The sequence below is a fragment of the Bradyrhizobium sp. CCGB12 genome, from assembly GCF_024199845.1.
In the GTDB taxonomy this organism is placed as follows: domain Bacteria; phylum Pseudomonadota; class Alphaproteobacteria; order Rhizobiales; family Xanthobacteraceae; genus Bradyrhizobium.
In genome coordinates, this window is sequence record NZ_JANADO010000001.1 from 5,838,717 (window position 1) to 5,853,319 (window position 14,603).

Here is a 14,603-nt window from a genome sequence, read left to right on the forward strand (position 1 = left end):
GACAAATGTACTTGTTTACACATGGCCTTTGGCCGACCTGGTTAAGAGGGCGAAGCTGTGTGCGACGTCGCGATCACATGCTCACGTGATCGTGCGGGCTATCCTTGCTGCCGCATATCCCGCACTTGCCCGAGGCTGTCCTGGTCGCGCGGCTAAGCTTAAGCCAGCGGCCGGGCCCGAGCCCCACCATGTTCGAGCGCAGATTATTGCCCCACGGCGGTTCGGGGATAAGTTCCAAGCACAGCTTGTTCTTAGCCGACATGAGGTGCAAACGGCCTCGTAAAGCTTGACAGGCGGTTCATCACTACCTCGACTGCGTCGCTTCTAAGTGAAGTACCGGAAACGCGAGTTTACCTTCTTACCTGTTGGCACGTGCTTCAGAATATCACCAACACGTCGCGCAGCTCGAACGGTGATAGGATCGCCAGTGTCAAACTGAGTGTTGTTGAAGTTGAGCTTGGACAAGCCGATAAGTTCTCTGGCGAGTTCCGCGGCATTTGTTTCGCCCTCTTCTCTCAGAAACTCGATGGCACGCGGGATATATGCGCCTGGATACACCTGAAAATAGGGGACGGTCCCTTTGAGATAGACTATGCCCGCGGCCTCATCAAAAAGCATTGCAGTCCCTCGTACCATAGGCGAGTCACCCGCGCGGAGCACGCGGGTGCCGGATCGCCGTATGGTGACAAGGTCCAGGACTTCCAGCTTCTCGTCCTGTGCCGCTCTCGTGAAGCCTTCCTTCTCTTCGGCGTTGAAGCTAGAGGTCTTATGCATGACAAGTCTTGCTGGCATCGTCTTATGCTCGCGCCGGTAGGTCGCCAGACCGTCGGCTAGCAGTCGTTGCGCATCATCTCTCGACAAATGAGGAGTGCGATCGTCTTTGTCGTAGTTTGCGCTTCCGCCTTGGACAACGAGACCCTCGCCGCGCTCGTCGAAAACCTGGGCAACGCTGGTCATCAACGTGTCCCCTGCCACGCTCTTGAAGAAGCTGACACCCACATAGCAGGTCGTCAACGACGATGGGTGCCGCGCAAGGCGCCATGGTACACCGCCGGCCTTGTAGTACAGCGCTGTGTGAAAGTTCCATGCCGTGGTCGCTGCGTCTTGGAGTCGCCGACTCTTCGAGCGCGCTCCAACGGGGGTGCCATAGGTGTCGGGACGCAACACCTGACAAGGCAGTTGCAAGTCAATTGCCTGCGCCTTGAATAGGTCGTGAAAATTGAGCGCTGGAGGCAACGGCGCCTTCTGTTCCGGTGCCGGTTCTTGCAGTTCGTCGATAGGCGGATCGGCCACCTGCGTGCCCGGTGTATCTCCAAGGGCGAATACCTCATGCGGAGGCGCAATGACCAGGACATGAAGTCCGCTTTTCGCGGCCAAATCGCGCGCGTGGTCGATGAAAATCTCGACGATGTGTTGCAACGGTTCGGGCTTGGCGAGCGCGGCCATCAGCTCGTGGCGTGTAATCGTGCGTGTAGCTGTGTCAGAGAGCTGTAGGGATGTGCCGAAAACCTGTTGCGTCATGCCCGGGAACGCAGGCCAAAGGGCCACCAGCTTCTTTTCATCCGACAACACACCGTTCTTGCAATGCTCCAGCCAATCACGAACTCCATCAACCGTGGCTGTTGTTCCAATAACCCCCAGACGAATGGGTACCGGGATTCCGCTGCTGCCCTTGTCGAATACTCCAAATGTCGAGAGCCCGGCGCGGATATCGACATGCAAGCTGTTTTGATGAAAGGCAAGCAGCGGTTCTTCGAAAATTTGCAGCCTCATCCGTCAAGCTCCTCGTCGTTCGAAGGGCGGACGGTTGGCACGTCCAAGGCAGTGAGAGCATTCTCGTCAACACCTGACGAGAACCGAAAATTTTCAAGAGGCGCGAATTCAAGCAGCCGCGAACAATTCGAACGGGTCCATGGCGCTCTAAGAACGGCTTGCCATTGCAGGAGTTGACTAAGCACCGATCGATTTCGCTCCAAGCGCTTGATGCCTGACAATCGGCTCTGATGATATCGATCGAGATCCTTCCCGTTTCGGGTGAAGCGGTAAGTGGGCGTGATTTCTAGATACCATTGTCCGCCAAGCCATCGAAAACGGCCTTGGAATGCGGTGTGGCGCAGGAACCTGTACGGCTTTCCCGTCTTTGGCTTGGTCTGATAATGGGCGACAACGGTAGCGGTGCTGCGAACCTTCAAGTTGGGATACTTCAGCTTCTTGGGAGGGTCATCAGGACTTCCCATGAAAGCGTAGACTTCCTGGTCGCCATGGAAGCGTACGCCTTGGTTCCACAAATCTTCTCTCAGCGCCATGTTCAACAACTGAACGAAGAGACGACGCTTGCTGTCGCTTGACGAAAACGCCCATTCGCTCGTGTCGAACTGATCCAATCCTCCGACGTCGATGATGTTCTTTAGTTTCGAGCGTTCCGGATCGGCGAGGGAATACAGATTGCCTTCGAAAATCGTCCAGGCCCCCGGGATACGATCGACCTTTTTGCCCAAGGCTTGATTCAGTACGAACCATCCCTGCTTTCGCGTGTTGCACGACGACGGTGCGACGTACAGCGTGCCAGGGAATTGGCGGAGCAGGGCCAGATTTGCGAATCCCTCCTCGCCATCTGGTATTTGCTCGTCGCGCTCATCATTGGCCTCTCCATCGGAGGCCGTGACTTCACCAGATTCCGATGGCTCTAGGACCGGTACGGGCTGAGTTCTTAGATAAGCGCGTGTAAAGGCTGCAGCCGACGAGCAAGCGTATTTGGTCCACGCGTCGAGCCGCTTGAGACCAACAATGTCACTCAAGCCCCTGATCGAAACCATCGGCGTCTTGTCGCGTGTGGCACGATGAACGCCAGCCGATTCCATCTCGATCGCAAGAATTGCGCGTGCGGTCCTGATCCATGGAAAGAGAAGCAATGGGTCTTTCACAAGGCGGTCGCTCGAAGCGATCGACCCGGCAGAAAATCTTGGCGGCCGCGCAGGGACGTTTTTGCCGTAGTGCACTTGTAGCTTTGTGCGGAGCTCGCGCTGCCAATCGGCAGGACCATAGAGCTTATTACGGCTGAACGTCACTTCCGGTCGTGGTGGCAAGCCTGACCACCATTCGCCAAGTTCTGCCTCTCGGGCCGCTAGATTAGCGATGCCCGCAGCAAGCGCTTTATCAATGGGACCTCCGCCGACGTTGTAGCTCGTATCTTCGCGAAATTTACGCGCTTCGACACTGAAATCGTGGACTCGCGTCGAGAGCACAACGTCCCCGAGGGTGATGTCGTCTGATGGCAGGCCTCCTGCAATGCCAACGACCAGAATGAGTGATGGATGCAGGTCATCGTAGAGATCGCGCGCCGCCTCCTGCGCCTCGCCATTGCCCTGCTCGATCTGGCGGAGAATGGCAATTCTATAACGTGCGTGCTGCCCGGCATCTGTCGTTCTTAACGCATACTCTCTGTGACGTCCCTTATAGATGCCCGGATCGTCCGGGAAAGCCTTCAGTACAGCCGCGAATTCATCGTCGCGGATTGTCAAAAGGCCAATGTCAACGAAGGGCTTCATATGCAGTCCTAGAAGGGTCGGCGTTGGATGGTCAGACCGCCGCAAAAAATATCGGCGGTCAGATTGGAATATAGGGAGAGGAATCGCCTATGCACGTGCATGGCGATGAAAGTCTACCACGGACAAAGCGCAAAGTTTTCCACGACACTTTATCTGTGCCGCGCACTCTGTGGTTGACGACCTATTGGCACCCTTCAACGATTCGGAAGGGTAGCTCGCCGTTTCCAGAGGGCCTTCGTGGCCGCCTATCGGCGCTCTTCCCTTGTCGTCGCTGGTTGCCGCGTGGCGTCCGCGAGCCTGCAGCAACCTCAGAGCTTGCGCTTCAGGCCCGTCTGCTGTCTCCATATCAAAGTGCCGCGGACTTTCCTGAACACCTTAAATAAGGTCCAACGCGACGGGAGCGATTGTGCAGCGGGCGATTTGCCGATCTTCGGCTTGTAACCTGTCTTTCCGAAAGAGGCCCCCATGCGCGACGACCTATATTTGAACCTCCGGCTGGCGTGGATGGCCGCCTTCGCGACCGGCCCCCGCTTTCACCCTGTTCAAATAGGTGCTCCTTGAACGTCCCGAAATATCGACTGAGCCCGCGCAATCAGCAAATCCTGAAACGCCGCCAGAGCAGTGAAAGCTTCTACTCGATCGGGAAGTCCTTCGGCATTTCCGCGGCCCGGTTAAAGCAGATTCGAACGCGAGGATGGGCGCGTGAGGCGCGCGGCTGCCAAGCTGCCGCAGCAACCCAACCCGTTGCAGTTGCGCTTGCAGCTCAGGAAAAGGCTTACCGAACTGTGCGGGAAGCCGGACTTCACGCCCGACGACGTGATGGCCCTCGATTACACGCCGGCTCTGTTCTTTCTGAGGCTGCCCCGCGCTGCTCCAGCGATTCCCGCAGATTGGATGAGCTGACGCCATTCAAGATGGAGTTGGATTGAGCAGTGCCAGCGGGGCCGCGGCAAACTGACGTTCCGTATTCCTTGGTCATGCTTGCCTCTTATGGCCACTTACCGCTCATCGGCGTGGCGCCTCACGAATCATCTGTAACGCGGGACCGCCGTGGCCTTCGATTAGGGCCACCGAAGCCCAGTTTTCGTCACTTTGCATTCCGTACCTCCAGGCCCCTACAGGTCTCCTAGGACGTTAACCATTTGACTCTGCGAAATCGCAAATGGCCCAGGTACGGGAGAACGCATGAGAGGACGCACCGTGCTCAGCTAACGCGGGTGCTAGTTCGATAACATGGCAAGATTTGAGTCACCCTGCTCCGCGACCGCAGAAAATGCACAGGAAAGCAAAGCAACGACACGTTCCTGGCTCGTTCACCGAACGGGCCAAAGATCCTTTATGCCGGTTCATCGCGACAACCATCTCCGACGACACTGAGGCCTCTAGAGGTGATTCTTAGAGACCACCATGCCGACCAAGCGAAACTGCCTAGCGGTAAAGATACTCGGCGTGATCGAGGGTAAGGCGGAAGGTCCTCTTGCCGTCTGCGTTTTTTTGATCATTGCCTTGGCCGCAATCGCACTGGTGGGATTGGGGCTGCGCAACTAATTTATGGACCCGTTCGCAGGGGCCGGTGTACTTTCTCTTAGACTTGAGGAGCATGGAATGAGAGCCAAACGAGCCAAGGTTCAGTCCCAGTCACTGGCCAGCCGCATTGCCGGCATATCCGCGCTGGGCTTCGGCATGAGTTGGAAGGCTCCCGAGCCTGAACGCGTGGTCGTGCGCGACGTCATTACGGCTCTCGAAGACAAGCGGGCCCTATACTCCCAGGCTGTTTGGGAGGAACCCAGCCATGTCGTTCAATCCCTCCTCAAAATACGAGATGAGCTGACCAACGGCCTCAAGCGCGTCGGCGACAATTCCCCGGCCAAGGACGCTTTTCGTATCATGCGGGCGTCCTGCCGGGATTTCCTGACGCTCACCAGCGCTAAGGCCTATGAAAACGACAAAGGGATGATGCGCGGCGACCACATGTGGGAGCACGAGCAGTTCTTCATCGAATTAGGGAAACTCCGCGCGGTCTTTGGTCAGCAGATTGGTCTGCTCGGATATCTGTACGGCGTGGACATTGAAGAGAGCCTTGCTGCTATCCTTCCGCCAGAGGCAATCTAGAGCCAGGATTTGCTAACAAGGGCCTCGCGGGCAACGATTCTATGACGATCGGGATGGTGATCGGGCTGATCTTACTCCCCTTCGCTTGGGCGCTGCTGGCTGCCGCTAATAAGGCGCATCGTACGGAGACGGGTGTGGACGCTCCCACCCGCAAGGCGATGCGGAATATTCGCCGTAACGGCCGGCTGGAAGGGAATTAGCGAAGAGCTTACCGGGAATGGCCGCAACGCCAGCAACGCTGGCCTTCCTCGACGGCACCTCCAGCCCTCCCTGGCGAATTCTCCTATTCTGCAGCCTCACCTCAATCGAAGGTCGCACCAACTGAGAACAGCTGGCGCAAGATGAACCGACGCGCGGCTAAGAGCCTACGCCACGGCGCGCAATCTACGCCTCTATCGAGAATTCAACGGCACCTACTATTTCGTCAATCTTGAACGCGGCAATGCGATGGTGCGCAATCCGACGGAGGCATTTGATAACAAGGCGATCGCCACCGTGTTGAAGCAGTTGGGCGGTGATCCGAAGGATCTCGGAACATTGAAGCGGTTGCAGGCGGTGCTTGAGATTGTCAGCAAGGGTAGCGATGCCGCCGCCACGGTGATGCAGCCTTTCTTTAAGCTATACGATTTCCAGGTCGCAGCACGGCACCTGACTTCCGCTGAAACGGTGATGGAAAAACTCAAGACGGTGACCGACCGACTGAAATTGAAAGAGGATGCAACATTCGCGGAAATCTACCTTGCAATTCGAGATAGCCTGTCTGCCTCTTTCGAAAAAATGACGGCCATCGTCGAGACGCCATAAGCGGCACTCATTGCGCCGAACCGTCGTCGTCTAATCTCAAGTGGTAGCGCGTATGCCGTAGCTCACCCGTCCTCTTGAGAGCACCCTTCGCGATCAGGTCCTGTAGATCGCGGGTTGCTGTCGCACGGGGAGCCTTGGTGATGCTGATGTAGTTTTCAGCGCTCAGGCCGCCCTTGAAGCCATCGATGCCCTCCTTGAACATACGGGCAATGGCCTTCTCCTGGCGGGCGTTGAACTGCCCGCGCAGACGCTCATAGAGCTTCGTCTTCGCAATATAGAAGTCGACGCGCTTATTGGTGTTTTCCTGCGCTTCGAGGACGGTGCTTCCGAAGTACAGCAGCCAATCGGTTATCTCCATGCCCTTGTTGTTGTGTTCAAGAGCCTCGTAATAGTCCTTCCGCTTGCGTTCGATCGTATAGGCCAGCGCAATAAGCGTTGGCTGGCCGAGCTTTTGGGCGAGAGATTTTTCCGCCAGCGCGCGAGCAATTCTGCCGTTCCCATCCTCGAATGGATGAATGCCGACGAAATACAAATGTGCGAGGGCGGAACGCGTAATCGCCGGCAGCGGGTGGGCACCGTCAGGTGCGGTGTCGTTGAACCACGCGACGAACGCGGACATCTCTTTCGCCATGATTGCGGAAGGCGGCGCCTCAAAGTGAACCTTCCGGTGAGCGATCGCCCCGGAAACCACTTGCATGGGTTCAATATGGGTCCGATAGGCGCCGATCGTCTTGATGGTCCGGTCGCCGCTCATCAAAAGGCCGTGCCACCCAAACATGGTCTCGTCGGTCAACGGCTCCGAGAAATTGAGATACAGATCGACCATCATTTGCGCGATCCCGCGCTCGGCGGGAGCCACCCCGGCTTCCTGCCCTCCTAAACCGAACTGGTACCGTAACGACGACTGGACGCTGTCGCGGTTCAGGATTTCACCCTCAATCTCTGAGGTCTTCAGGGCCTCATCGCTGATGAGCTCGATCCGAAGGTTCTCCTGATCGTCCGGGCTGACGTGCTTGAAGGCGCCAATGAACTCCCCCGAGCGGAGCAGGAATTCCGCCTCCAAGGGCTCAAGAGCGGTCGCATCATAGGTAAAGCGGGGCCAAGTCGGCTCCTCCCAATTCCAGGCCATGAGTTATAGACCTCCTTTCTATAACTCACTGTGGGGCTTCAGGTGAGCTATAGCAAGTAAATCTATAACTCATTGGCGGGGGCCTGCGAGGCAACGAAGCACCCTTGACCGATGTCGCCCACTCACTTTATGTGTATTATCCAGAAAATGAGTAATATATGATAGCATCTCCGTACCAACCATTCGGCCAACTGCTCGTTGAACTCCGCCAGAAAGCGGGGATCTCCAGCCAGGGCGAATTCGCGACCCTTGTCAAAAGCAGCCAGCAAACGGTGAGCCGCTGGGAGGCGGGGCTCTCGCGCCCACGCGACAGCCAAATGCCGCTGATCGCCGCCGTGCTGAAGGCCGACGTTGCCGATCTGCTCGAAGCTGCCGGATTCATCCGGAAGACCGCTGTTGTGAGCTTTGACCAGCCGTTTCCGGTCGATGGCCTCACCCCGGACAGTTTCGAACGCTTCTGCCGCCATTTCCTGCAAGCCATGTACACTGAGGCCCTCGTCGAACATGCCGGCGGCCAGGGGCATACCCAGGACGGGCTCGATGTCACCGCCTCCTTCCCCGATGGCACGACGTTTAGCTTCCAGTGCAAACGGGTCGGCGAATTCGGGCCGCAAAAGGTTCACGCAGCCGTCGCCAAACATACCGTCGCCGCCGCGAAAAAGGTTCTCCTGTTAACTAAGATCGCAAGCCCACAGGCCCGCACCGCCATCAAAGACCATCCGGACTGGGAGATCTGGGACCGGGAGGACATCTCCTACAAAATCCGCCAGCTTCCCGTCGCCGACCAGGTCAGGCTGGTCGACATCTTTTTCCGGGGACAGCGCTTCGCCCTGCTCGGCGTCAATGAAGCGGGGCCATGGGAGACCAGTGAGGAATTCTTCGCCGCCTTCAACAATGCCGAGGGCGTGTTCAATCATGTTTGGCATCTCGTCGGTCGCAAGGGTGATCTGGAGGCCATGGATCAGGCCTTAGGCGATCCGAGCGTTGCTGCGATCCTGCTGATCGGGACCGGTGGGTCGGGAAAATCACGCATCCTCAAACAATCGATCGAGGCTTTCGAGGAGGGCCATAAAAGTGTCGCGGTCCGCTATCTCTCGCGAAACGCTGAACTCACGAAGAAGAGCCTCGAAGATTTGGGCAACAACGAAAAGCTGCTCGTAGTCGACGACGCTCACGATCAAACTGATCTTCAGATCCTCTTTCAGTACGCTGCCGATCCCGCCAACAAGGCCAGGCTCGTCCTTTCTCTTCGCCCCTACGGTCTGGACCACATTAAGGCCCAAGCCAGCACCTTTTCCCTGATCGGCCCTCCGCTTCGGGAAATCGCGCTGGAGCGGCTGACCCTTACCGAAAGCGAACAGCTCGCGACCCAGGTCCTAAAAAAGCACGGCGGGCCACTCTCCGCCGCGAAAGATATCGCCCGCCTTACGCGCGATTGTCCGCTGGCCACCGTAGTCGGCGCACAAGTCGTCGCCAAGGAGAAACGGCAGTTTAGCCTCGCGCAGCAAGAGGAAACCTTTCGGAAACTGCTGTTCTCGCGCTTCCAGACCATCATTGCAGGACAGATAGGCAACAAGAGCGAAGCCGGAACGATCAAGAAGGTCCTTCGGGTGCTCGCGCTATTGCAGCCAGTCCATCCCGAGGATGAGGCCTTGCTTCACGTCATCGAGCAAGTCGAGAGCATTAAGCCGCATGATGCCAGCCGCATCATGCGCCTGTTGACCGAGGCCGGCGTTCTGTTCAAGCGCGGCGAGCAATTCAGGTTATCGCCCGACGTGTTGGCCGACTACATCATTGAGGAGCACTGCGTCGGTCCACTCGGTTCGTCAACAGGCTATGCCGAGATAGTGTTCGATGCCGCCAGCGAAAATCTGGCCGAGCATCTTCTGGTCAACCTCAGCAGGCTTGACTGGAGGCGCTCGGATGGTGATCCCAGCAACAGCAAGCTAATCGATGGGGTCTGGAGTAAACTTAAACCGGAGCGGGACTTTAGTGATCCGCATATCAAGGCCATTGCCGCCGTCGCCTACTACCAGCCGGCCAAGGCAATCGAATTTGCGGAGAAGTTGATTCATGCAGACAAGTTTCTCAAGCAACTTCCCGAAATTCTTCGCAACGCGGCGTTCAATTTTGCCCATGTCCGCCAGGCCTGCGAGGCCCTTTGGGAACTGGGCAGGCGCGACAGCCGCCCGCTAGAGCAGCATCCGGAACACCCGATTCGTATCTTGGCTGAATTGTGCGAAGTCCAACCCAACAAGCCCCTGGTTTACAATGAAGCGATCATCGACTTCGGGCTGTCACTCCTAGACCAGCGAGAAGCGTGGCAACCTGCCTACAGTCCGCTGGATATCCTCACGCCGGTTTTCGATACGGAAGGACACATCACCGAGTCCATTAATTTCTCGCTGACCTTCAAGCCACACTTCGTGAAGGTCGAGGCGATCAAGCCGCTTCGCACTAAGGTCTTGAGCAGAATCATCGACCTCCTCTTCGATCCGGACGTTCGTGTCGGCGTTCTTGCGGCAGACGCTCTGGCGAAGGCCTTCAGGTACCCGATGGGAATGTTCAACAGTACCGTCTCGCCGAGGATCAGGGACGAGTGGACAGGTGTCTTCGTCGAAGGCTTGAACGCAATCGAAGCCGCACTAAAAGCGCGCCCGGTAGACGACCTCGTCAAACTATCGGTATGGAAAGCCATCTCTTGGCACGTCCAGTACGGGAAAGGTGACGCCTCGGACGCGGCACGCCACCTGCAGGCAGGCCTTCCTAGCTCTCTTGAATTTCGGACCCTGACAGTGCTCATCGATGGTCATGGCGTTGAATTTCGGCGCATCGACCCGATCAAGCACCGGGAGAAATGGGCAGCGCACATCGCTGCCCTGGTTAGAGACCTGGAAACCTCCTATCCAAACGCGGAGGCACGTCGCGCATTCATCGGCGGCCTTCTCGGCAGCATTTCCAGGAACTACAAGAAATCGTCGGCGACACCTTATGCCTTGTACGAGGCCCTGATCCGGTCGTCGATAGATTTCTGCCGAGTCACCCTGAACAACGCATTGGCCCAACCGGATTCCGAAACTGTCCGGTTTCTGCCCGGAGCGCTGATTGCTCTGTGGGATCACAGCCCGGATGAAGCACGTGCTGCAACAGGGGATCTGCTTGCGACAGGACGCGAACAATTCCTGTCGTCGGTTGCGCAGGCCTATTCCCGAGTCCTGACCAGCGGGCTCTACAGCGATTCAGATATCGCTGTCTTGCGGCGGCTCCTATCCAGCCCGAGTGCTTGGGTCGCCCGAAATGCAATTAATACTCTCACCAGCCTGCCCGAAGAGAAGGTCAGCCTCGTCATCGAACTAGCCCGAGTTGCTAACATCGGCGATTCACACCAGCTGGCTGACGAGTTGCTGACGGTCTTCACGTTCAACGAACTGTTCAAGCATCTGGCGGTGGAAGACGTGAACGCCCTCCTGGAAAAACTGATGGCAGTTGCCGAGCTTGAGGGTCATTGGGTGGAAGAGTTCCTGGCTCACGCCTCGCAGGCGTATCCCCGAGAGACCATGGCTTTCTTCATGCGCCGGGTCGACCGCGCCGGTGAGAAGGAGCAACGGAAATACCGCCCCATCAACCATGGGCCTTATGGTCGCGTCCCCTTGCGCTTTCGCGATTCCGGAGTCTACCCGGAACTGCTTCGGACGGTGGCCGAGTGGATGAGAGCCGGCAAGGACAAGCCCTTCCTTTTCGGCTACCGTGCTCGCGAGCTGTTCGAAACCTGTTTTAGGCCGTTTGACGGCGAGACCGTCAAGTTTCTCGAAGAATGGATCGCGACATCCGACGAGCAGGACTTGAACCTCATCGCCGGCATCCTCAACGGGGCACACCATACCTTCGTATTCACCCATCGTCCGTTCGTTGAGCGCTATCTGGAGAAAGCCAAGCAGGTCGGCCCGAAGGCGCTAAAGCACGCGATCGGCGCCCTCTTCAGCTCGGCAGTCAGCGGTGTCCGATCAGGTACTCCCGGAGAACCGATGCCGCGAGATATTTCCATGAAGGAGCGGAGCGAGCAGGTACTCCGATCGCTGCCGCGGTTTTCGCCCGCTCATAAGCTTTACGACGGAATTCGTAAACACGCCGAGGAGGGTCTTGCGGAGTCCCGGCACGTCAAGGAATCCTTTGAGGACTGATTCGCAGCTGGAGGAATATTGTGGTGGACGTCATCTGGATGCCGACAGCGATGCCAAGCGAACGCCATGTTGTCGTTCGGGCTCACCGAATGGGGCAGCCGCCGATCGACAAAGATTATTTCTCTGTGAGTGACGAGACCGATTGGAAAGGAAGCGGTCCCTTCGACATGCGTTTGGACGAAACGATCGAACGAGCTAAAAGCGTTGCGCAGAAAAGGGCCTGACGCAGGTGGTGGTGATCAGAGCAACGTAACGCAGACCGACGGGGGGCCTGGTGGCGACCGTCAAACAAGAGATATTTTCCAAGGTATTCACGACGGCTCCGAAGACCGTATCCACCGCTATTGCTTCGCTCTGCCGCGAGGTCAGTCCCCAACATCAGCCAATTATGGTGCCCGTCCGTCCCGAGCCCGGCGCGAGCATCGGCGAGTGCTTCAACAACGTGAACGCAAAGGTTATCGCCGGTCGACAGTTGCGGGATCGCAAGGATCTGCGACAGCTTGGATGCCTGCGCCTTTCCAGCGCCGGGCGGCCCCAAGAGCACGAGTCTCATCTCTTTTCTCCGTCAAGGCGATACCGCACACTGCTCGGCAATTCGCCGAGCCGTGCGGAACCAACAGCAGCAACCACATCGATCATCATGGAGCACTCGATCGATTGTTCTGCCGGTTCTTGACGAGGTCGTCGACCACGGCGGGATCGGCCAGGGTCGAGGTGTCGCCCAGGCTGCCCGGCTCGTCCTCGGCGATCTTGCGCAGGATGCGGCGCATGATCTTGCCGGAGCGGGTCTTTGGCAGGCCGGGCGAGAACTGGATCTGGTCGGGCGCGGCGATCGGGCCGATCTCCTTGCGCACCCAGGTGACCAGCTCCTTGCGCAGTTCGTCGCTCGGCTCGACGCCGGTCATCAGGGTGACATAGGCGTAGATGCCCTGGCCCTTGATGTCGTGCGGGTAACCGACCACAGCGGCTTCCGACACCTTCTCATGCGCGACCAGCGCGCTCTCGACTTCTGCGGTGCCCATGCGGTGACCGGAGACGTTGATGACGTCGTCGACGCGGCCGGTGATCGAGTAATAGCCGTCGGCGTCGCGCCGGCAGCCATCGCCGGTGAAATACTTGCCCTTGTAGGTCGAGAAGTAGGTCTGCTCGAAGCGGGCATGATCGCCATAGACCGTGCGCATCTGGCCCGGCCATGAGCGGGTGAGGCAGAGATTGCCTGATGTTTCGCCGTCCAGCATCTTGCCGTCGGCGTCGACGATTTCAGGGACGACGCCGAAGAACGGCTGCGTTGCCGAGCCTGGCTTCAGCTTGGTCGCGCCCGGCAGCGGCGTGATCAGGATGCCGCCGGTCTCGGTCTGCCACCAGGTGTCGACGATCGGGCAGCGGTCGTCGCCGACGACGCGGTGATACCACTCCCACGCCTCGGGATTGATGGGTTCGCCGACCGAGCCGAGCAGGCGGAGCGAGGCGCGCGAGGTCTTCTTCACGGGATCATCGCCCGACTGCATCAATGCGCGGATCGCGGTCGGCGCGGTGTAGAAGATGTTGACCTTGTGCTTGTCGATGACGTTCCAGAACCTGGAATTATCGGGGTAATTCGGCACGCCTTCGAACATCAGCGTGGTCGCGCCATTGGCGAGCGGGCCATAGAGAATATAGCTGTGGCCGGTGACCCAGCCGACGTCGGCGGTGCACCAGTAGATGTCGCCGTCGTGATAGTCGAAGACGTAGTGATGCGTCATCGAGGCGAATACGAGATAGCCGCCGGAGGTGTGCAGCACGCCCTTGGGCTGGCCGGTCGAACCCGAGGTGTAGAGGATGAACAGCGGATCCTCGGCGTGCATGTGCTCGACCGGGCATTCGGTCGTCACCATCTTGGCGGCGTCGTGATACCAGAGGTCGCGTGACGGATTCATATCGACCGTGCCGCCGGTGCGCTTGACCACGACGACCCAGTCGACGCCGTCCGCCTTGGCGAGCGCCGCGTCGACATTGGCCTTCAGCGGCACCTTCTTGCCGCCGCGCAGGCCTTCGTCCGCGGTGATGATCACCTTGGATTGGCAGTCGTTGATGCGCTGGGCGAGGCTGTCGGGCGAGAAGCCGGCGAACACCACGGAGTGGATCGCGCCGATCCGCGCGCAGGCCAGCATCGCGTAAGCCGCTTCCGGAATCATCGGCAGGTAGATCGTGACTCGGTCACCCTTCTTGACGTTGCGGGTGCGCAGGATGTTGGCCATCCGGCAGACTTCGTCGTGCAACTCCTTGTAGGTGATGTGCTTCGACTGCGAGGGATCGTCGCCTTCCCAGATGATCGCGGTCTGGTTGGCGCGCTTGGCCAGATGCCGGTCGATGCAATTATGGGCGACGTTGAGGACGCCGTCCTCGAACCATTTGATCGAAATGTTGCCGGGTGCGAACGAGACGTTCTCGATCTTGTGGGGCGCCTTCATCCAGTCGATGCGCTTGGCCTGCTCGGCCCAGAAACCGTTCGGGTCCGAGATCGAGCGCGCGTACATGTCCTTGTACTTGGCCTGGTCGACCCAGGCGCGCTTCGCCCATTCGGTCGATACGGGATACACCTTCTCGGCGGCTGCTCTATTCTGTGCGCTCATCGAAAATCCTCCTTTCATTGCATACATGCACTCTCATCATCTGGAGGGTGCGGCCACGCTTCTCGTAATCCGGCGACGGAAAAAGGGGCCGCCACCGTAAGCCAGCAGCGGCCCATCCCAGTCTAGGGAGGTTCAGCAGACGAGCCGGTCTGCCAGCGGGTCCATGTGCTGCGGCGCTTGCCAGAAGCCGAGCAAGACGAATCCAAAGGATTGGGGC

At 58.3% G+C, this 14,603-nt stretch carries 10 protein-coding genes and 1 pseudogene; 6 read left to right on the plus strand and 5 right to left on the minus strand.

What is annotated here, in order from left to right; all coding sequences use genetic code 11:
* Nucleotides 1-324: 324 nt before the first annotated feature.
* Both NLM27_RS26710 and NLM27_RS26715 read right to left on the minus strand, forming a co-directional pair.
* Nucleotides 325-1,773, minus strand: a complete 1,449-nt coding sequence (locus tag NLM27_RS26710; protein ID WP_254146133.1) for a hypothetical protein — start codon at nt 1,771-1,773, stop codon at nt 325-327.
* Complete coding sequence (locus NLM27_RS26715) at nt 1,770-3,548, minus strand: hypothetical protein (RefSeq protein WP_254146134.1); 1,779 nt, start codon at nt 3,546-3,548, stop codon at nt 1,770-1,772. Before NLM27_RS26715 ends, NLM27_RS26710 begins: the two co-directional genes overlap by 4 nt.
* 702 nt (nt 3,549-4,250) lie before the next feature.
* Here NLM27_RS26715 and NLM27_RS26720 point away from each other — a divergent pair.
* The 4 genes from NLM27_RS26720 to NLM27_RS26735 all read left to right on the plus strand — a co-directional run bounded on the left by NLM27_RS26720 (nt 4,251) and on the right by NLM27_RS26735 (nt 6,464).
* The gene (locus NLM27_RS26720; RefSeq protein ID WP_254146135.1) at nt 4,251-4,451 is read left to right on the plus strand and encodes a hypothetical protein; all 201 of its coding nucleotides are present in this window, start codon (nt 4,251-4,253) and stop codon (nt 4,449-4,451) included.
* 504 nt (nt 4,452-4,955) lie between these two features.
* Nucleotides 4,956-5,096, plus strand: coding sequence for a hypothetical protein (locus NLM27_RS26725; RefSeq protein ID WP_254146136.1), 141 nt, complete (start codon nt 4,956-4,958; stop codon nt 5,094-5,096).
* 57 nt (nt 5,097-5,153) lie between these two features.
* Nucleotides 5,154-5,660: a DUF6650 family protein gene (locus tag NLM27_RS26730; protein WP_254146137.1), complete on the plus strand. Its 507-nt coding sequence runs from the start codon at nt 5,154-5,156 to the stop codon at nt 5,658-5,660.
* A gap of 447 nt (nt 5,661-6,107) precedes the next feature.
* Entirely contained in the window at nt 6,108-6,464 is a 357-nt protein-coding gene (locus NLM27_RS26735; protein WP_254146138.1) for a hypothetical protein, read from the plus strand.
* A 7-nt stretch (nt 6,465-6,471) separates the two neighbouring features.
* Here the strand turns inward: NLM27_RS26735 and NLM27_RS26740 are convergent, their stop codons facing one another.
* A complete protein-coding gene (locus NLM27_RS26740) occupies nt 6,472-7,593 on the minus strand; it encodes a Fic family protein (protein ID WP_254146139.1) in 1,122 nt (373 codons plus the stop codon).
* Between the two features lie 158 nt (nt 7,594-7,751).
* Here NLM27_RS26740 and NLM27_RS26745 point away from each other — a divergent pair, with 158 nt between their 5' ends.
* Together NLM27_RS26745 and NLM27_RS26750 are read left to right on the plus strand one after the other, a co-directional pair.
* Nucleotides 7,752-11,774: a helix-turn-helix domain-containing protein gene (locus NLM27_RS26745; protein WP_254146140.1), complete on the plus strand. Its 4,023-nt coding sequence runs from the start codon at nt 7,752-7,754 to the stop codon at nt 11,772-11,774.
* A 20-nt stretch (nt 11,775-11,794) separates the two neighbouring features.
* The gene (locus tag NLM27_RS26750) at nt 11,795-11,998 is read left to right on the plus strand and encodes a hypothetical protein (protein WP_254149069.1); all 204 of its coding nucleotides are present in this window, start codon (nt 11,795-11,797) and stop codon (nt 11,996-11,998) included.
* A gap of 227 nt (nt 11,999-12,225) precedes the next feature.
* On the opposite strand, the pseudogene NLM27_RS26755 reads toward NLM27_RS26750, so the two are convergent.
* Together NLM27_RS26755 and acs are read right to left on the minus strand one after the other, a co-directional pair.
* A pseudogene (locus NLM27_RS26755) lies at nt 12,226-12,327 on the minus strand (adenylate kinase); the annotation flags it as partial.
* An 85-nt stretch (nt 12,328-12,412) separates the two neighbouring features.
* Nucleotides 12,413-14,386, minus strand: coding sequence for an acetate--CoA ligase (gene acs, locus NLM27_RS26760; protein WP_254146141.1), 1,974 nt, complete (start codon nt 14,384-14,386; stop codon nt 12,413-12,415).
* Nucleotides 14,387-14,603: the final 217 nt, after the last annotated feature.